Source organism: Sphingopyxis sp. Geo48 (assembly GCF_949769155.1).
Classification (GTDB): domain Bacteria; phylum Pseudomonadota; class Alphaproteobacteria; order Sphingomonadales; family Sphingomonadaceae; genus Sphingopyxis.
Window position 1 is genome coordinate 33,248 of sequence record NZ_CATKPA010000005.1, and the last position, 19,182, is coordinate 52,429.

General features: G+C 65.7%; 13 protein-coding genes. 2 read left to right on the forward strand and 11 right to left on the reverse strand.

Annotated elements, in window-relative coordinates:
- Positions 1-40: 40 nt before the first annotated feature.
- From QOL79_RS16140 to QOL79_RS16170, 7 genes are all read right to left on the reverse strand, one after another.
- Positions 41-1,231 (reverse strand): MFS transporter, encoded by a 1,191-nt coding sequence (locus QOL79_RS16140; RefSeq protein ID WP_283420133.1) that lies wholly within the window; start codon positions 1,229-1,231, stop codon positions 41-43.
- The gene (locus QOL79_RS16145) at positions 1,221-2,273 is read right to left on the reverse strand and encodes a LacI family DNA-binding transcriptional regulator (protein WP_058457054.1); all 1,053 of its coding nucleotides are present in this window, start codon (positions 2,271-2,273) and stop codon (positions 1,221-1,223) included. The genes QOL79_RS16140 and QOL79_RS16145 overlap by 11 nt, the downstream gene beginning before the upstream one ends.
- A gap of 112 nt (positions 2,274-2,385) precedes the next feature.
- Positions 2,386-3,885 (reverse strand): tryptophan halogenase family protein, encoded by a 1,500-nt coding sequence (locus QOL79_RS16150; RefSeq protein WP_283420134.1) that lies wholly within the window; start codon positions 3,883-3,885, stop codon positions 2,386-2,388.
- On the reverse strand, positions 3,882-4,910 hold the full coding sequence (locus tag QOL79_RS16155; RefSeq protein ID WP_283420135.1) for a cupin-like domain-containing protein: 1,029 nt from the start codon (positions 4,908-4,910) through the stop codon (positions 3,882-3,884). The genes QOL79_RS16150 and QOL79_RS16155 overlap by 4 nt, the downstream gene beginning before the upstream one ends.
- Entirely contained in the window at positions 4,903-5,622 is a 720-nt protein-coding gene (locus QOL79_RS16160) for a SapC family protein (protein ID WP_283420136.1), read from the reverse strand. The genes QOL79_RS16155 and QOL79_RS16160 overlap by 8 nt, the downstream gene beginning before the upstream one ends.
- A gap of 10 nt (positions 5,623-5,632) precedes the next feature.
- The gene (locus tag QOL79_RS16165) at positions 5,633-7,195 is read right to left on the reverse strand and encodes a tryptophan halogenase family protein (RefSeq protein ID WP_283420137.1); all 1,563 of its coding nucleotides are present in this window, start codon (positions 7,193-7,195) and stop codon (positions 5,633-5,635) included.
- Between the two features lie 103 nt (positions 7,196-7,298).
- Entirely contained in the window at positions 7,299-10,304 is a 3,006-nt protein-coding gene (locus QOL79_RS16170; protein ID WP_283420138.1) for a TonB-dependent receptor, read from the reverse strand.
- Between the two features lie 377 nt (positions 10,305-10,681).
- Here QOL79_RS16170 and QOL79_RS16175 point away from each other — a divergent pair, with 377 nt between their 5' ends.
- Positions 10,682-11,797 (forward strand): transglutaminase-like cysteine peptidase, encoded by a 1,116-nt coding sequence (locus QOL79_RS16175; RefSeq protein ID WP_283420139.1) that lies wholly within the window; start codon positions 10,682-10,684, stop codon positions 11,795-11,797.
- 638 nt (positions 11,798-12,435) lie between these two features.
- On the forward strand, positions 12,436-13,074 hold the full coding sequence (locus tag QOL79_RS16180; protein WP_283420140.1) for a LuxR C-terminal-related transcriptional regulator: 639 nt from the start codon (positions 12,436-12,438) through the stop codon (positions 13,072-13,074).
- A 115-nt stretch (positions 13,075-13,189) separates the two neighbouring features.
- Here QOL79_RS16180 and QOL79_RS16185 read toward each other — a convergent pair whose 3' ends face one another.
- From QOL79_RS16185 to QOL79_RS16200, 4 genes are read right to left on the reverse strand one after another with little or no spacing between them, the layout of a single operon-like run.
- Positions 13,190-14,461, reverse strand: coding sequence for an HlyD family type I secretion periplasmic adaptor subunit (locus tag QOL79_RS16185; RefSeq protein ID WP_283420141.1), 1,272 nt, complete (start codon positions 14,459-14,461; stop codon positions 13,190-13,192).
- Positions 14,458-15,522 carry a cell wall hydrolase gene (locus QOL79_RS16190; protein ID WP_283420142.1) on the reverse strand — a complete coding sequence of 355 codons (1,065 nt, stop codon included), beginning with the start codon at positions 15,520-15,522 and terminating at the stop codon, positions 14,458-14,460. The genes QOL79_RS16185 and QOL79_RS16190 overlap by 4 nt, the downstream gene beginning before the upstream one ends.
- Positions 15,519-17,651, reverse strand: coding sequence for a type I secretion system permease/ATPase (locus QOL79_RS16195; protein ID WP_283420143.1), 2,133 nt, complete (start codon positions 17,649-17,651; stop codon positions 15,519-15,521). The genes QOL79_RS16190 and QOL79_RS16195 overlap by 4 nt, the downstream gene beginning before the upstream one ends.
- A 50-nt stretch (positions 17,652-17,701) precedes the next feature.
- The gene (locus tag QOL79_RS16200) at positions 17,702-19,099 is read right to left on the reverse strand and encodes a TolC family outer membrane protein (RefSeq protein WP_058457064.1); all 1,398 of its coding nucleotides are present in this window, start codon (positions 19,097-19,099) and stop codon (positions 17,702-17,704) included.
- Positions 19,100-19,182 lie beyond the last annotated feature (83 nt).

Here is a 19,182-nt window from a genome sequence, read left to right on the forward strand (position 1 = left end):
AGCCCCCTCGCGAAATCAAGGGGCCACGGCGGAATTGCGATCAGGCGCGTCGCGGCAACGTTGCGAGCAGTAGCACTGCGCACCCTGCGAGCCCCGCAAGCAACAGGAAAAGCGTACTGAAACCGAAGCTGGGGACGAGCGAGATCGTCAGCCAGGGCATGATCAGCGACGGGATGGTATTGGTGAGGTTGAAGAGGCCAAGATCGCGTCCGCGCCGTTCGGGACGCGGCAGGACGCGAAGCATCTGCCCCGAATGAAGCGACAGGAAGACTGTGGTCGCGATTCCGAAGCCCAGATAGGCGGCCTTTGCCGATGCCGCATCGCCCGCCAGCGCCATACCGACGAGGCCGACCGATGACAGGGCGGCGGCAAGGATGAGCGGGGTAAACGGGCGGTCGTTGCGGTCGGCCCAGCGACCGGCGAGGAGGGCAACGGGCACCGCGACCGTCAGCGCGATGCTGAAGATACCGGCCTTTTCATGGTCGCCCATCGCGGGATCGATCGAGCGGAACCAGAAATAGAGATAGGCGAAGAGCGCCGCCTCGGCGATCTGGACGAGCAGGCGGGCGAGCCACATGCGCACGGCAGGCTGCGCCGGCTGCTTCGCCGCTTCGCCCTTCGCTTGGCGCTGAATCAGTTGGGGAAAGGGCTGCGGACGCCCGGCGAGCAGCGCGGGCAGGATCGCGAGCGCCATCAGCGCGGCGATGACCACGAGCCGCTGTTCGAGCGACACGACCCCCGGTAGCGTCACCAGCGCTCCCGACCAGGCGCCGAGTGCGGGCGAGAGGGCGAGCAGCCCGCCGAGCAGGCCCTTCTGCTCGTCGGGCACGAGGTCGCCGCCCCACGCCGCAAGCGGTCCGAGCATCATGTTGAGCGCCAATTGCCACGCGACGATGATCGCGACCAGCGCCGTGACATCTTTCGCCAGCGGCACCGCCAGCAGCAGCAGGATGGCGAGCAGCAATCCCCCCGCGATCCAGCCGCGCCGCCCGCCCGTACGGTCGCTGAGCCAGCCGAAGACGATGCCGCCGACGCTCGCCGCGACCGCGCCGAGGAAGGTCGAATAGCCGAGCCATTCGACATCGGCGGCGCCTGCGAGCTCGGCCATGCGCGCGGGCAGCAGCAGGGTCAGGAAGGGAACATAGGCGATCGCGCCGCCCGCCGACGCGAGTGCGTAAAGCAGCAGAAAGCGGGTCGACTGACGCCGCGGCGCCGCGGCTTCAGCCGCCATGCGGAGCGGTCGATCCGCGCTCGACCAGGCTGCCGCTGACCACGGTCGGGCCATCGGGCAGCTTCTCGCCGCGCTGCGCCGCGATGATCAGTTCGACCGCACGCGCGACCGTCTCCGCCACCGGCTGGTCGACTGCGGTCAGCGGCGGCTGGCTGAAATGGACGATCGGCGTGTTGTCGAAGCTGACGATCGACAAGTCGCGCGGCACGTCGAGCCCGAGTTCGCGCGCGACCTCCAGCGTCGCGAGCGACATTTGATCGTTGCTCGCGATGATCGCGCTCGGCGGGTTCGGTCCGGCGAGCAACGCGCGCGCGCCCGCTTCGCCCGAGGCATAGCTGAAATCGCCCTCGGCGAGCAGGCCGTCGACGGGCAGCCCTGCTGCCGCCATCTCGGCCCTCCAGCCGTCGATGCGCCAGTGGCTGAGGTCATATTCGACCGAGCCCGAGATGAAGCCGATGCGCCGGTGCCCGAGATCGATCAGGTGCCGCGTCGCACGCGCCGCCGACCCCTCGTCGTCCATCGTCAGCGCGATCCCCGCCGCGCCGCCGTGCGAGCCGATCCGCGCAAAGGGTATCCGCTGGTGATGAAGCAGGTTCACGATCAGCGGATTGTCCGAGTGTGGCGGGGTCAGGATCACGCCATCGGGCTGCAGCGCGGCGATCGTCGCGCGGAGCTCGCGTTCGACATGATCGCTATGCGTATCGACCAGCTCGAAGATCATGCGATAGCCATATTCGGCGCATTTCAGCATCCCGCCGAACAGCATCTGGTCGACCCAGTCGGTGCCCTGCCGCGCCTTCCAGTCGGCGATCGTGCGTTCGCGGTCGTTGATCGCAAGGATCAGGTACGAGCGCGATCCGCTCATCCGCTGTGCAGCGATCGAAGGAACATAGCCCAGCTTGTCGATCGACGCCTGCACCCGCTCCTTCATCTCGGCGCGAACATTGGGTTCGTTGTTGATGACGCGGCTCACCGTCTGCAGCGACACGCCCGCGTCGGCCGCCACATGCTTGATCGTCACCGATTGCCGCCGCCGCCCCATCAGCCCCGCTGCCCCTCCGTTTCGCTCCACTGCGGACTGCTAGCGTTCCCATCGGCGCATTGCCAGACGCGAACCCGCTCGATTTCCATCTTTTTCAGGGCGCGGAGCCCGATCACGCCGCCTGCGGCTCCGCGGCGCCGCAATAGCGTGCGACATAGGCGTGATGATCGGGCAGCGTCGCGGCGGTGCGCGCGACATTTTCTCGCAGGCCCGCCATGAATTTCTCAAGCTCGTCGTCGCCGAACTTCTCGGCGATCGGGTGCCAGCTCTGCGGCTCGACCCCCTGCCCCATCATCACCTGCACCCAGCTGTTCTCGGCGAACAATTCCTCATTCTTGCGGAAGGTGCGGCCGGTTTCGCGGAAAAGCTCGATTTTCTGTTGCAGGCTGTCGGGAACCGGCATGTTCGCAACATGGCGCCAGAACGGGCTGTCGCGGCGCTCGGTCGCCTTGTAATGCAGGATCACGAAGTCGCGGATCTGCTCGATATCCTGCCGCTGCTGCTCGTTGAACTCGATCGCGTCGCGCTCGCTGACGCGCCCGTTCGGCATCAGGCGGATAAAGCGCAGCACCGCGCGCTGGATCAGGTGGACCGTCGTCGCCTCGAGCGGCTCGACGAAGCCGCCGGCCAGCCCGACCGCGACGCAGTTGCGATACCATTGCTTGCGGCGGACCCCGCCCTTGAACTTGATGTCGAACGGTTCGATCCGCGGCGTGCCGACGCTCGACATCAGCCGGTTCAACGCCTCGTCGCGGGAGAGATATCCGCTCGAATAGACGATCCCCGCGCCCATCCGGTGCTGCAGCGGAATGCGCCATTGCCAACCGGCGTCGTGCGCGATGGCCTGCGTATAGGGCATCGGCGGGCCGAGATGATCCGACTGGACCGCGATCGCGCTGTCGTTGGGCAGCCAGTGCGACCAGTCCTCGAACCCCGCGTGCAACGCGCCGTCGATCAGCAGGCCGCGGAAGCCCGTGCAGTCGACGAACATGTCGCCTTCGATCCGGCGGTCGCCGTCGAGCAGCAGCGCGGCGATGTTGCCGGTCTCGCCGTCGAGTTCGACCCTTTCGATCCTGCCCTCGACGCGCTTCGCACCGTCGGCCTCGGCGAGCTTGCGCAGGTAGCGGCCATAGAGCGTCGCATCGACATGATAGGCGTAGTTCATCCGGTCTTCGGGCAGGTGCGCGAACTTGCCCTGCAGCCCGGCGACAAGCTCGAGACAATAATCGTCGTAGCTGTGCGGATAGCCCTTCGCGCGCGCGGCGAGCCAGAAATGCTGGAAACCCGCCGACCAATGGTCCTTCCCGCTGAGCCCGAAGCTGTGGAAATAGCTGTGCCCGTCATATTTCCAGTTGTCGAACAGGATGCCGAGCTTGAAGGTCGCCTGCGCCGCGCGCATGAATTCGGGCTCGGCTATGCCGAGGATACGGTTGAAATTGACGAGTGGCGGGATGGTGGATTCGCCGACGCCGATCGTGCCGATCTGTTCGGACTCGACCAGCGTCAGGTCGACCGTATGCCCTAGCGTCCGTGCGATGGCCGCCGCCATCATCCAGCCCGATGTTCCCCCGCCGGCGATCACGACGCGGCGGAGTGGCTTGGTATCGTTCATCGGCTGAGTGTCCTTAGCAAGAAAGCGCGCAGCCGCCCCGCCGTCTCGGGGGTGAGCGGGGCGAGGATGCTACGCGCGGATTCGGGAATATGGTCGGTCACGCCGCCATCATTTTCGAAGACATAATGGTCGAACAGGTCGCGCCAGATCGCCTTGTCCTCAGGCGGCAGATCACGGATCGCGAGGATCGCGTGATTGAGCGCTTCCTGCGGCTGGCCGAGCCAGGCCGGGGTGCGCCGCCACCAGTAATTGACGAGGATGTTGAAGTCGGCGAGCCCCTCGACGTGGTGCCACCACATCGAGGGGATGAAGATCGCGTCGCCCGGTTCGAGCTCGACGGTCAGCGCATGCGCCATCGCCTCGACAAAGCGCGGATACGCGGCGAGATCGGGGGCATCGAAATCGACCATGCTGACGACGCGACCCGCAGGAGTGTGGTCGATCGGCCCGAGATAGAGGTTGCGGAACTGGTCGGGCGGAAACAGCGTGAAGCGCCGCCGTCCTGCCGCGCAGCAGGCAAGATTGTCGGGGAAATCATTGTGCGCGGCGATCCGCGTGCGCGTCCCGATCCAGATGCTCTTCAGCGGATCGCGCGCGCCGAGATCGACCGGATTGGCCTCGTCGAGTCCGTCGAAATGCGTCGGGATGTCGATCGACGCGAGATAGACGGTGCGAATGTCGCCAAGCTGTTCGCCCTTGTCGATTCCGGCGAAGATGTCGGTGAGCTTGCCCGTCCCGGACCGGAAATTCATCGCCATATCGTGATCGTAGAACAGCCGCCCGTCGTGTCCGGGCGGCCCGATCGACACCATGAACGGACGGTCGCGCGCATGATCGACCAGATAGCGGCGCACATCGCGCGCCGAGCGTTTCGCCGCGGCGACGAGCGGCCAGCCGGCTACGAGCCCGCGCAGCACGAAGGGCTCGCGCGCATCGTCGAGCAGCGAATCGAGCCCGGCGCCGCTCCACTCGCGCTCGGGTACGCGGGCCAGGCGGTCGTAGATCGGGCCGTCGCGGTCAGCCATGGCGCCGCCTGCGGTTCTTGCGGTCGACGAGCGGACGAAGCTGCGAGAGCGAGGCGAGCGCCATGAAGATCGGCATCAGGTGGCCGTCACCGTGCAGCTTGCCGAGCGCCGCCGCGTCGAGCGCGCGGAGCTTCGCCTCGTCGATGATGTGAAAACCGACGAGCGAATTGACCGATCCGTCGTCGAGCGTCACCTCGAGCGTGAAAGGTTCGAGCAGGTCATGCTCGGCCAGCGCATCGAAGAAGGCGGCGCTCTGACGGTAGCCGAGATCGAGGTCGCCGAGCTTGCCCGCGATCTCCTCGAGATACGGGGTCGCCAGCCCCGCCGCGTCGAACAGCCGCACCCCTTCGTCGCCCGACGCGATACGCGGGTGCGCAAGGTCGACATGCACCTGCGCGGGGCCATCGCCGCTCGCGGGGCGGCCGACGAGGAAGGGCTGGATCGCGAGCGACAGCGGCCGGTATCCGGCATCCCAGCGCGCGCCGTCGAGGAACAGATTCTCGCCCGATTCGAAGCCGAGCAGCGCGACCGCGAAAAACTGGTCCTGTCCGGCCTCGCGGCGGAACAGGATCGGGAAATGGCCCTGGATGTTTCGGAACTCGGACGGCACGGTCAGCGTCGCCATCACTCCGTCGCCAAGGTCGGCCCCCGCATCGACACGCACGCGCAGATCCTGGTGGACAGTCTGGTCGAGAATAGCGTGGTTGGTCATGCGGGTCTTTCTATTCGGCGCCAGCTTCTGCTGCGGCAGGGCGCTCGCCGGCGAGTGCGTCGAGATAGGCGCGGTTGGTCGGCAGGCCGGCCGCGAGCGTGCGAGCGCGCTGGCGCATCTCGGCGAGCGCCGCCACCGCGCCGTCGCTGGCGGGCCAGCCCGCGGGCGGCGGAAAGCCCATACCGTAAAGGATATATTGATGGCTCTGCGCCGAGAAAATCTCGTCGATGTAGGGGAAATCCGACGATGACGGCGGCTGGTCGCGCCACAGCGTCAAGAGATCGGCGAGGTGCGGCGGGATATGGTCGGGGTCGCGGTGTGCGCGCCAATAGGGCTCCTCGCGGCGGCTCAGCACATAGTGGAGCTTCAGAAACTCGATGATGCGATCCCAGCGATAGCGGAACAGCTTGTTGAAGCGCCCGGCGTGGATATCCATCGCCGCGCGGTCGGCCGGGAAATTGTCGATGAGCGCGCGCAGCGACAGCTCGATCAATACAATCGCCGAGGCCTCGAGCGGTTCGACGAAGCCCGCAGCGAGCCCGACCGACAGGCAGTTGCGTTCCCAGAAGCGCTCGCGGTGACCGGTCTTGAAACCGATATGCCGGAACGGCACCCCGAACACATTGCTGTCGGGCACGGCGCCCGGCAATTCGCGGGCTATATAGTTGCGAAGGATCGCCTCGGCCCGCTCGGCGTCCATGAAGCGGCTCGAATAGACGCAGCCGATGCCGCGCCGCGACGGCAGGCCGATGTCCCAGATCCATCCCGCTTCGTGCGCGGTCGCGATCGTCTGCGAGGCGATCGGGCTGCCCGGGGGCACCGGCACCTGCGAGGCGATCGCGCGGTCGTTGAACGCATGGTCGCTGCGGTCGACCCACTCGACGCCCAGCGCGCCGTCGATCAGCAGCCCCTTGAAGCCGCTGCAATCGATGAAGAGGTCGCCTTCGACCTCGCGGCCGCTGCGTGTCGTCAGCGCAGCGATATCGCCATTTTCGGCATGCCGGACGCCCGTCACATGGTCGAGGATATGCGTAATCAGCGGGTTCCGCTTCGCGTGAGCGCCGAGCAGCGCGCCGAATTTCTCGGTCGCGAAATGATAGGCGTAATTCGTCGCGCCCTGATAGCCGGGCATCGCGCGCTGGCGCGGCGCGAGGTGGAGGTCGCAGACCGCGGCCTGCGCGCTCATCGCCGCCGCGAAGGGCTGGTCGGGCGCGGTCGCCTGCCAAGCCGCGAGCAGCTCGCCCATCGGCAGCGGCGGCGGTGTGGTGAAAGGATGGAGATAGCTGTCGCCCGCCGACCCGTCGACCCAGCCGTCGAAGCGCGACGCCTGTTTGAACGCACCGTCGCACGCGGCCAGAAATTCGGCCTCGTCGAGCCCGATCGTCTGGAGCGTCGTGCGCATCGTCGGCCAGGTGCCCTCGCCGACCCCGACGATCGGCACATCGGGCGCCTCGACCACGGTCACCCACAGCGGCGCCGCCTTCGCGCGGCGTGATGTCGCGATCAGCGACGCCGCCAGCCACCCGGCGGTGCCGCCGCCCACGATCACAACCCTCTCGACCTTTTGCGTCATTGGGAACGTTCCTAAGCCACTCGCAACGATCCGTCACGCAAAAGAGCCGCACCCCATGGGAGGCGCGGCTCTCTCGCCAACGGGCGGACGGGGGACGCCGCGCCTAGAAGGTGAACCGGACCCCGGCAGCGTAGCGGGCATAGCCCGGCGACACGAAGCTCACGTTGTTCTTGCTGCGGAGATGCCCCCGCCGTCCTTCGCCCGTCAGGTTGATCGCCTCGACGAAACCCGTAAGGCCCGGGATGAACTCATAGCTCGCGCTGGCGTCGATCTGCCAATAATCCTCGACATAGAAAGGGTTGGGACCGGTGCCCGAAAGATATTCGTCGCGCCAGTTCCACGCCACACGGCCCTGGAGCGGCCCCTTGTCGTAGAAGAGCACGGCGTTCGCGCTGTCGCTGAGCCCGGTCAGCGCGAACTGCGGGACCGACGATGGCTGCGTATTGTCGTAGGTCGCATCGCCATTGACGATCGTGTAGTTCAGGATGACGCCGAAGCCGGTGTCCCAGAAGCTGTGCTGGAGCGCGAATTCCCATCCGTTCAGCGAGGCGGTCTGGTCGCTGTTGATCGGCGTCGTGATCTCGAAATTCAGCAACGGATCGCCAGGGGCGCTGTTGATGATGTTTCCGGTCACCGTACTCGGGAAGTTGGTGATGATATATTGGCGGATCTGCGCCACCGTCGCACTGGCACCGAGCGCGGCGATCGCCGCGTTCCAGCGCGGGCCGCCGACCGGAGTCGTCAGTCCGAACGCATTGGTGTCGATCCGCGTCGACGAGATGAAGTTGCTGACATCCTTATGGAAATAGCCGACCGACAGGTAGCTTGCCGGCGCGTAATACCATTCCGCCGACAGGTCGATATTCTTCGACTTGTACGGGATCAGGCCCGGGTTGCCCTGTGCGCCGGTGCCGCCGCCGACGCGGAACAGCGTATCGATGGTGCGGCCGCCCTGCATGCTGGCATAGTCGGGACGCGTGATCGTGTGGCTGTACGATGCGCGCAGCTTCACATTCTCCATCGGCGAGACGTCGAGGTCGAACGCCGGCAGCCAATTGTCATACGAGCCCTTGAAGCGCGTGAACTGGCTATCGCCCGAATAGACGACGTTGAACTCATTGTCGCCGACCCAGCGGGTATCGACCGGGACCGGAACAAGCGCCGCCGACGAAATGTCGGTGGTCTCGTAGCGGATGCCGGCAACGAAATGACCCGGATTGCCGAACAGGTCGAACACCGCCGAGGCCTGCAGATAGGGTGCGAGCGTCTTTTCGGTGATGCGGCGATCGGTGTTGAACTTCGCAAGGCAGGTGCCGGGCACGCCCTGCGCCCCTGTCTGCGGGCTGCTGCACGTGCCGTACAGCCCCTCGATCAGGTCGACCATCCGGCCGAAATCGAACTTGTAGAAGCTCTGGATCATCCCCGGCTGCGCCAGCCCCGGGAATTTGTCGGGAATGGTTTCGAGCTCGAAGATGTCGTCGGGAATATCCGACGCCGGACCCGCACCGCCCCAGGTGTCGTTCTGGATCGTACCGAACGCCGAACGCACCTTGTTCTCGACATAGGACACGCCGAAGTCGATGGCATCGAGCAGACCGCTGTCATGATCGTACCGGCCGCGCAGCTGGACCTGGTTGATCTCGTCCCTGAAATAGGCGTTGCGGAAGGCGTTGCCCGTCGGCGTGATCAGCGCGGCATTCAGCGGGTCGATGCCCGGATGCATGTTGTACGAGATGACCGGCAAGTCATTCTCGAAATTGATCGTCTGGTTGGCGACGCCGAACACCGCGTTGCCGACCGAGATGCTCGACCCATAGTCGTTGACGGGCTTTACCGTCGCGGTCGAATGATGCGCGTCGAGCTCGAAGCTCACGCCATCGGAGCCCTCCCACTCGACGTTGAAGCCGAGCGACTTGTTCTCGGCGCGCGTTTCGGTGAGCGCGCCGCTGTACGACAGATCCTTGCCGATCGCGCACTGGTTCGGCGGCGGCGGCGACGGCGCGGCGCAGCCCGGTCCCGGGGGACCGAAGCGTTCGGTATAGAAGATCGGGCCCGCGACCGGACCGTCGGTCCACGCGCTCGACGTATCTTCATGGTTGAACCAGACGCCGACGTTGCTGTTGCGGGTCTGAACGGTGTTGCGCGAATAGGTATAGTCGATCGTCGCGGTCAGCCCGTCGGTCGGGCGGAATTGCAGCACGGCCTGGCCGTTGATGCGCTCGCGATCGATGTCGTTGAGGTCGTAGGACGCGTTCTGCGGCACCTGATAGACATCGGTCGCGTCGGGACGATTGGTGATGTTCGGGAAGCGCGGGTCGCCCGGCTGCGCGAGCGAACCCCAATTATTCTCGCTGCCAAGATAGCCGTCGCGCCAGCCGACGTTCGCGGTGTTCGTGCTCGACTTGCGCTTCTGGTAGGAACCGCTGATCGCGAAGCCGATGGTGTCATCGGCAAAGGTCGTGCTGAAGATGCCCGACACTTCGGGCGTCACCGAATCACCACTGTTGCGCGAGGAATCGACCACCGCCTTCGCCGACAGGCTGCCGTGCATGCCTGGCTTGTCGAGCGGGCGCGGGGTGCGGATGTTGATCGACGAGCCAATGCCGCCCGACTCGATCGTCGCGCGGCCGCTCTTGTAAACCTCGACCCCCGAGATCGATTCCGAAGCGAGGTTGGCGAAGTCGAACGAACGCGACGAGGGCGCGCTGCCGCCGTCGCCGATGAAGGCGGTCGGCATCTGGCGCCCGTTGAGCGTCACGAGGTTGAATTCGGGTCCGAAGCCGCGAACGGTGACGAGCGAGCCTTCGCCGTTCGACCGGTCGATCGAGACGCCCGTAATGCGCTGAAGCGATTCCGCGAGGTTGGTGTCGGGAAATTTGCCGATGTCTTCCGCCGAGATCGCGTCGACGACGCCCTGCGCATTGCGCTTGATATCGGCCGACGCCTCGAGGCTGGCGCGAATACCTGTAACGACGATCTCGTCGCCCACGCTATCGCTGCTGTCCGCCGGAGCTTCCTGCGCCATAGCCGCCTGGGCCGCGCCCATCAGCGACAGCGCCGACGTGCCGACCAAAAATTTGGCGAGCCAATGCTTGTGCGAAGCCTGCATCCCGTAACCCTCCCAAATGCGCCGTTCTGGTGACGGCATTCGAATAATGTGAACGTTCACCTAGATGATAACGTTCTCTTTGTCAATTCATATGCGGGCAGTTCCTCTTCTCGGCGCCCATCCTCACAGAAAGGTTCCGCGGCGTCTCGCGCCCTGGTTTTCAGCCAAAAGGAGGCGAAAGGCGAGGGACCGGGGCAGCGAAAGGTCCCCGGCGCCTGCAGGCATGAAGCGGCATTGACTACGAATTCCATCGCGCCGGTGGGCGGCTGCCGCGCCGCCTTCGCGAGACGTGATCGCAGGGGCCATTAAGCTTATTCTTACCTTGTTCAGGCATCTGCCGAAGCATGATGAGCCGGCTTCTCTCATCCTGCTCGCCCATGGCCCGCACCGCAATCGCGGCGGCGGCGATGCTCGTGGCGACCGCGGCGCATGCCGCGATCGACGCCGACGTCGCGAAAACCGGCAACGGAAAACCGGGCTGGTTCAATAGCGACACGTGCCACTCCGTCGCCAATACCGCCATCCCGGCATCGATCGCTTCGCCGACCGGTACGCCCTACCGGCAATTGAGCGCGCTCGACCGGATGCGCCTGCGCCAGGAGGGCGGCGTGCTGGAGCCCGCCGCCACGGGGCGCACTCCGTCCGCCGATGCCACGCAGGCGATGGCACCGGCAAGTCCAGCCACTTGCTCCCGCCGCCCGGCCGTACCCGGCCGCATCTCGCGCCCCGATTTCTTCGAACCCGTTGCGAGCGATCCGGAGTCCGAACTCGGCACGGTGGCGCTCCCGGTCGCTCATACGCGCTTCGACGCCCGCTGGGACCGCGTCCGGCGGGCGGCGCCGGGGCCGCTGATGCGCGCCGAACTGCGCAAGGCCGGAGTGACCGCCGGGATCGACGAGCGCGATTTGCTCCAGCGCGTCAACCAGGGGGTCAATCGGACGCTCGCCTATGTCGAGGACGAGCGCAATTACGGCCAGCGTGATTTCTGGGCGACCGCCGGGGAAACGCTCGCGCGCGGCCGCGGCGATTGCGAGGATTTCGCGATCCTTAAAATGCAGATGCTGCGCGCCGCCGGGATCGACGACGACCATATGAAGCTCGTTCTGCTGCGCGACCTCGCGCTGGGCGCCGACCATGCGGTGCTGCTCGTCCGGGCGAAGGACGGCTGGCTGGCGCTCGATAATATGACCGACCGTCTCTATAGCGGCCCGCAAGCCGGCGAGTTGCGGCCTATGCTGTCGTTCAGCGGCGCGCGGCGCTGGATTCACGGCTATGCCGACAGCCAGCCCGCGCCAGCACAGCTCGCCGTTCCGGGAAATGCGGATGCCGTCCCGGCGCGGATAGGGAATTGGACGATGACAAGCCTTGGCCGACGGCCCGAAAAGACCGCCGCAACGCGCGACACCGCGACCGGCTTCGTCCTGGCCAGCCTGACGGCCGCGCGGACGGTGCGCGACATGGTCGGCCGACGGCGACTGTTCGAAACGCGATAGCAAGGCACGCGACCACCTTAACATTACCATCGATACGGGCAGCGATATCGTGCCAGTTCGGTTGCGTCGCGCGCAACGCGACTCGCCGCGCGCCGAGTCTGCTTGCGACTCGGGCCATGGCCTAAATGATTAAGAATTGTGACCGAACCGATCATATTTTGGGACACTTAGCTCGCACGCGGGCGCCGGCTGAGCTATCCATAGGGGTAGCACCGAATTGCTCGCTCCCGCACTCAGGCATCGTTTAACATTCTGCATTTCATGTGTTAAACAACGCCCACTCTTCGGAAGGGCCGACAGGGGACAAGGGGGGCGGGAACGGACGCTACCTCTTTGGGGGTAGAGGGCTGAATCCCGATGGAATCCCTAAGCAAATTGTATAACCATATTTGCAGTAAATCGATCACGAATCGAAAAAGTTAACGCGATTTAACAAAACAAGCGATCCGGGTTTGATGATCGGCGGGGACATGCGGTTCGAGTGACGTTGAAAAACAAAATGGGTTGCCTTGACTGAACTTTCAGGGAGGCGGGTGATGTTGGAGGTGGTTCAAATTTCGCTGGTGGCGAAAAACGAAATCGCAAGGGAGGGTTTGCGAAACATACTTTCGAGTGACAATTTTCGGATCGAGGCTTCGGTGTCGGATATCTCGGCGCTTCTCGACCCACAGGGAAATATCGAACGCGACGACGATCATCATGTGATCGTGATCGACAGCGGAAACGCCGGTTTCGGGCTCGACGCGTGCCGCAAGCTCGCCGCGAAGCGAAGCAGGACACGGTTGGCGCTGCTCATGGACCACTATGCCTTCGAGGACGTGGTCGAAGCGTTCCAGATCGGCGCCGATGGCGTCATCATCAAGGAAATTTCCTGCGCGCCGCTCACCGAATCGATCCGGCTGGTGGCGCTTGGCGAAAAGGTTTTCCCGTCGCAGCTGGTCAACAATCTGACGAGTTGGATTCCGACCGCGATTGCGGGCGACTGGAAGGTCAGCGCGGCGTCGGTTGGCCTGTCCGACCGCGAGATCGAGATTCTCGAAAGCATCATGGCGGGCATGGCGAACAAGGTCATCGCGCGGCAATTCGGGATCTGCGAAGCCACGGTGAAGGTGCATGTGAAGGCGATCCTCCGCAAGCTGGGGGTCGAGAACCGCACCCAGGCCGCGACGTGGGGAGTCAAAAACGGTTTAGGTGAACCGGTGCAGCTCAATTTGCGGGAGGTACGGCCGGCGCGGGCTCTCCCCAGGCTGTCACCGGTCACGGGACGGGCGGCCTGATCGCCGCGACGATCTGAACGAGAGCCGCGCACGCTCTCGTTCGCTGCGACAAGCATCAAAAAAGCGGGCTCCGGATCAAATCCGGGGCCCGCTTTTTTGGTCCGGACGGGCGCGATCAGCGTTCGGTAAAGGCTTCCGAGCGAGCGCGCAGGAAGGGCTTGAACAAGTAACTGAGCACGCTCTTCTTGCCCGTGATCACCTCGACGTCGCAGATCATGCCGGGGCTGATCGGCAGCTTGCGCTGCCCGCTCTTGAGGTAAGCGACGTCGGTTTCGACAACGACGGTGAAATAGGCCTCTTTCGCGACCTCGTCATAGATGCTGTCGGCCGACACCTGCACGACGCGCCCGGACAGCGCGCCATAGATCGCGAAATCATAGGCCGTGACTTTCACATTCGCGCGGTCGCCGACCTTGATGAACGCGATGTCGCGCGGCGCGACACGCGCCTCGACAAGCAATTTGTCGCCGATGGGCACGACCTGCATGATCTTCTGCCCGGCCTGAACGAAGCCGCCGACTGTCGTCACCTGTACATCGTTGACGATCCCGTTCACCGGCGAGCGGATTTCGCTGCGGTCGCGGCGCCCCGCGGCGCCGCGCAGCGATTCCGAATTCACCGCCATCTTCGCCACCAGCTGGTTGCGTTCGTTGAGCGCCTCCTGCCGGAACTGCAGCCCCGCCTCCGACATCTGCGCGCGCGCCTCGCTGATCGCCGACGAGGCGCGCGAGGCCGCCTGTTCGGCGGCAGCAAGCTTGCCGCGAATCTCGGTCGCCTCGCGCCGCGCGTTGAGCAATTCGGTCTGCGGAACGATCGATTTCGCCGCGAGCGGTTCGAGCAGCTCGACCTGATTCTGCGCGAGACCGAGGCTCGATTTCAGCGACGCGATCGTCGCCTGCGCCTCGTCATAGTCACGGCGGCGCTGCTCGACCGCGGCGGCAAGCGCGGCCTGCCGGCTCTTCAGCGCAGCGGCACGCACCGATTGCAGGTCGGCCTCCTGGCTGCATTCGGACCCGCTCTGCCCCGGCCCGCATTCGGCGCCCGCGCCGCTGCCGCTCCCCTCGCGCCCGAGCCGCGCAGCGCGCGCGGCGAGCGCCCGGTTCTCGGCCTCGATCTGGCCGAGCTGCGACGAGGATTCGGTATCGTCGAGCCGGACGAGCAACTGCCCCCGGCGCACCGGCTGCCCCGGCCGGACGACGATGTCGAGGATCGTCGCGGGCTCGGAGGACTGCACGACCTGCGCCTTGCTCGACGGGATCACGCGGCCCTGCCCGCGCGTAACCTCGTCGACGTTGGCAAAGCTCGCCCAGCTTACGAAGACGAAAAGGCCGACGCCCGACGCCAGGATCACCCGGCGGGTGCCCACATAGGGGCGCGCTCTGATCACGAACCGCTCTCCTTCAATCCGATATCAAAGTCGCCGCCCTGCTGCGCGGCGATCATCCGCGACGCGCGGCTCGCTTCCTCGGGCGCCGGGATCGCAAGCTCCCAGCCCTTCGCAGTGTCGAGACGGCCGCCATTGTCGTTTTCAGCGCGGCGGTCCTGCAGCGCGGCGGCTGGGTCGCCCGCCGCCGCGAGCGTCCGCCCGTCGCCGCTTGCGCCGTCCGCACCCTTCGCGAGCGAAGCGCGCGGCAGGATCGCCGGTATGGCTTCCATCCCGCTGTAGCGGCCCGAAAAGGCGCCCGGCGTGCCCCAGCGGCCCGGCCAGCGATAAAAGATATGCGCACCGATCTGCGCGAGCTTGACCAGCTTGGGCGCCCAATAGGGCGACACATAATTGGCGTGATAATGGGTCGCATAGCCGACCGACGGTTCGACATAACCATTGAGGGCGGCGAGCGCGACTTCCTCGGCTTCCTTCCACGCCTCGGCATTGGGGCGCCGCTTCAGCGAGCCGTCGCAGGTGAAGCTGAACTGGCACACCGGCCGGTTCACCCCCTGATAGACGACGCCGCACACCGATTTCGGAAAGGCAGGATGCATCATGCGATTGAGCACGACCTGCGCGACCGCGCGCCGCCCCTTGACCGGTTCGAAGCCGGCCTCGAAATAGACTGCCTGCGTCAGGCATTTGAGCGCGGTCAGCCGCGCAATCTGGTCGGCGGCCATCGGCTCGAACGGCCGCGCCTTCACGACCGGGCCGTGGGCGAAGGGGATCGCCTCGTTGCGCGTGATCGCGGTCTCGGGCGCCTCGACGATCATCTGCGCGGGGTCTTCGGTCAGCTTGATCAGTTCGACCATCTCGCGATCGAGCTTCGGCGGCGGCGCCGCATCGCGCTCGTGATAATCCGTATCGCTGGCGCCGATGATTTCGCCGAGTTTCGCCCACAGCATGTTCGAGGTCAGCAGCGACACGATCACGACGATGCTAAGCACCCACAGCGCGGTGCGACGATTGTCGTCGGGCGCAACGGTGCCGTAGCGGCGAGGGGCGACCGCGGCGCTCATGAAAGCGTCCGCTGCGCGAGGATCTCGTCGCGCGGGCCGTCGGCGACGATCCGGCCATTGTCCATCACGATCAGCCGGTCGACGAGGTTCAGCACCGCCATCCGGTGCGTCGCGAGGATCAGCGTCTGGTCGGCGGGGATCGCGGTCCGCAAACGGTGGACGAACAATTGCTCGGTCTGGCTGTCCATCGCGCCCGTCGGCTCGTCGAGGAAGAGCAGATGCGCCGGGGTCACAAGCGCACGCGCCAGCACCAGGAAGCTGCGCTGCCCGCCCGACAGGCGCGATCCGCGTTCGCCGATGTGGAAATCGAACCCCGTCGCGTCGCGGCCGATAAAGGCATCGGCGCCCGACCGCTTCACCGCTTCGATGATCGCGGCGTCGTTCGCTTCGTTCGCGCCGACGAGCAGATTCTCGCGCACCGTGCCGCTGAACAGCTCGGCGTCCTGCCCGACGAAGCGAAGCGTTTCGCGGAGGTCGTGCGGATCATATTGCCGGCTTTCGAGGCCGTCGATGCGATAGCTGCCCGCGGTCGGATCATAGAGGCCGCAAAGCAGGCGGCCGAGCGTCGATTTGCCCGATGCGACGCGGCCGATCAGCCCGATGCGCTCGCCGGGCTCGATCGTCAGGCTGATGTCGGCCAGCGCCTCGCGCTCGGTATCGGGATAGCGGAACCCCGCATGGTCGAGCTGCAAGCGCCCACTGCGGATCTCCGGCGTGATCGAGCGGCTGCCCTTCTCGCGCTCGTCCTCCTGGTCCATCAACAATTGCAGGCTGTTCAGCGTGACGAACGCCTGCCGCCCGCGCGTCATCAGGAAGGCGAGCTGCCCGACTGGGGCGAGCGAGCGGCTGGCGAGCATGACGATCGCGATGATCGCGCCCATCGAGATGATACCGGCGTTGAACAGGTAAAAGCCACCGATGATCAGCGCGATGCTCGTTCCCTGCTGGCAGAGCGTAGCGAGATTGACCGCGGTCGCGGTCAGCTTGCGCATCTCCTCCTGCGTATAGGCGTTCGATGCCGAGAGCCGCCGCCACTTGCCGAGCATCCGCCCTTCGGCGCGGCACGCCTTCACGGTTTCGAGGCTGCCGATCGATTCGATCAGCGTCGTCTGGAGCAGGCTGGTGTCGACCTGCGCGTCGGCGACCGCGAGGCTCATCCGCCGCTGGAGCAGCCAGCCCATGACGAGCATGATCGCCATCGAAACGATGGGGATCACCGCCAGCCAGCCGCCGAGCACCGCGATCAGGCCGACGAAGACGAAGAGGAAAAAGATGTCGGTGACCAGCACGACGGTGGTCGAGGCGAAGAAGTCGCGCACCTGTTCATACTCGGTCACCCGCCGCGCCAGTGCGCCGGTGCTGCCGCGCTGCGTCGCGAGCGGCAGGTTCAATACCTTGTCGAGCAGGCGCTGCGACAAGCGCGCGTCGATCCCGCGTCCGACCTCGTCGATCAGCCCGGTTCGCGCGAGCCGCAGTCCATATTCGACCGCGATCGCGAACATCGCGCCGAGCGCGAGCACCCACAGGCTCGACGCCGCCTTGTTCGGGATGATCCGGTCATAAACGTTCATCGTGAACAGCGGCATCGCGAAGGCGAGCAGGCTGATCAGGAACGACGCGAGCATGACATAGGCATATTGCCCGCGCTCTTTCCACACCTCGCTCCAGAACCAGTGATGCTTTGCCGCCTCGTCCCACGGCCGCTCGCGCGCCGCCTCGCTCGACGGATCGTGGCGCACGATCACGCCCTGCCCCGAATAGGCGGCCTCGAGCAGCGCGCGGTCGACGCGGACGTCGGCGCTCGCACCCGGCAGGCGCACCGAACAGGCGTCGCCATCGAGGTCGGTGAGGATCAGCGGCCGTTCGCCATCGACGAGCAGGATCGCGGGCACGTCCTGCGTGTTCCAGCCCGCCAGCGGCCGGCGCACGAGATGGCAGCGCAGCCCGACGGCATCCAGCGCATGGTCGATCTGGTCGAGCGGGACGAACCCGTCCTCGTCTAGCGCCAGCCCCTTCTTGACGCGCCCCTCGGCGAAGGGGCGCTCGAACATCGCGGCGATGCCCGCGACCGTATCGAGCAGTTCGTCGCCATCGGCAGGCGCGGCCCGCCAGCTATCGAACCCCGTCATCAGCGAAACGTCGCGAAGTCGGCGGGCACCACGCATATGACCCGGAAAATTCACCGCGGTTCCCGCATCGAGGCCGGATCGGTCTGCGGTGCGGGCTTGACCTTGAAACGCTCGCGCGCATCGGCGATCGCGGCCTTCGGCGGCGCGACCTCCATCGCCGCGAGCAGGTCGTTGAGCGCCGCCAGCAATTTGAACTCGGCGTAAAATTGCGCGAATTTGGCCGTCTCGGCGCGAACCTGGACATTGTAGCGGGTGTTCTGCGCGTCGAGCACGTCGAGCAACGAGCGGCGGCCCACGTTGAACTGGGCGCGGTACGAGCGCAGCAGTTCGTCCGACACGCGGCTCTGCTCTTCGAGTTCCTTGACCAGCCGGCCTTGCGCGTCCCACGTATTCCAGGCGATGCGCACATCCTCTTCGGCTTCGCGCACCATCTGGTCGACACGGAAGCGCGCCTCGCGCTCGCGGCGGTACATTTCCTGCACCTTCGACTTTTTGATGCCGCCGTTGAAGACGTCCCAGCGCATGACGACGCCCGCTTGCAGATCGTTGGTCTCGCCGCGGAAGCCGTCGATATCGTCGCCGATGCGCGCATTGCCCTCGAGCGCGAGCGTCGGCATCTGCTCGGCCTTCGCCTTGCCGACCATCGCGTGCGCCGCGTCGAGATCGGCCTGCGCCTCGCGCACGCGGGGATTGCGCTCGCGCGCGCGGCCGAGCGCTTCTTCGAGCGATGCGGGGATATTTCCGGCGAGCGACGGCGGCAGCGAAGCGCCGTCGACAAGTTCGAGACCGGTCAGCGTCCGAAACGACGCCCCCGTGTTGACGAGGTCGAGATTGGATTCGGTCAGCCGTGCCTGTGCCGCCTGCTGCCGCTCTTCGGCCTGCTGCTGGTCAGCGATGCTGAGCGAACCTTTCGCCACACCCTCGCGCAGATCGGCCACCAGCTTGCTATGGAAATCGATATTGTCCTGCGAGGCCGCGACAATCCGCTGCTGGAGCAGATAGTCGAGATATTGGCGCGTTACCTGCAGCGCGATGAACTGCGAGCGTTCCTCGACGCGAAAGGCGGCGCCGTCGGTCCGCGACGCCTGGCGCTTCACTTCCTTGCTCCGCACCCCTCCGTCGAACAGCATCTGTTCGATGCGCAGGCTGCCTTCGACCGGATAGAGCTTGTCATCGGCGATCCCGAGATTGCGCCGCGTGCTGTTTTCGAGCCGGCGGATTCCCGCCGATCCCTCGACCGAAACCCGCGGCAGGAACAGGCCCTGCGCCTGTTCGCGCTCGAATTCGATTGCGGTACGGTTTTCCACCGCCTGGTTGATTTCGGGGTTCGTCTGCATCGCCGTTTCGACCGCAGTCTTGAGCTCGACACGCTGCGCGCGCGCCGTTCCCGATATCGCGACGACGGCGACGGCGGTGAGCAACAAGGCTGCTGTACGGATCTTCGGCATCTTACTTCCCCTGCTTTTCCCTCGGTCGTCGTCGGCGGATAGCGGTCCCGGCCAGTCGGCCTGCGTTGCTTCCCCCGTTGCGC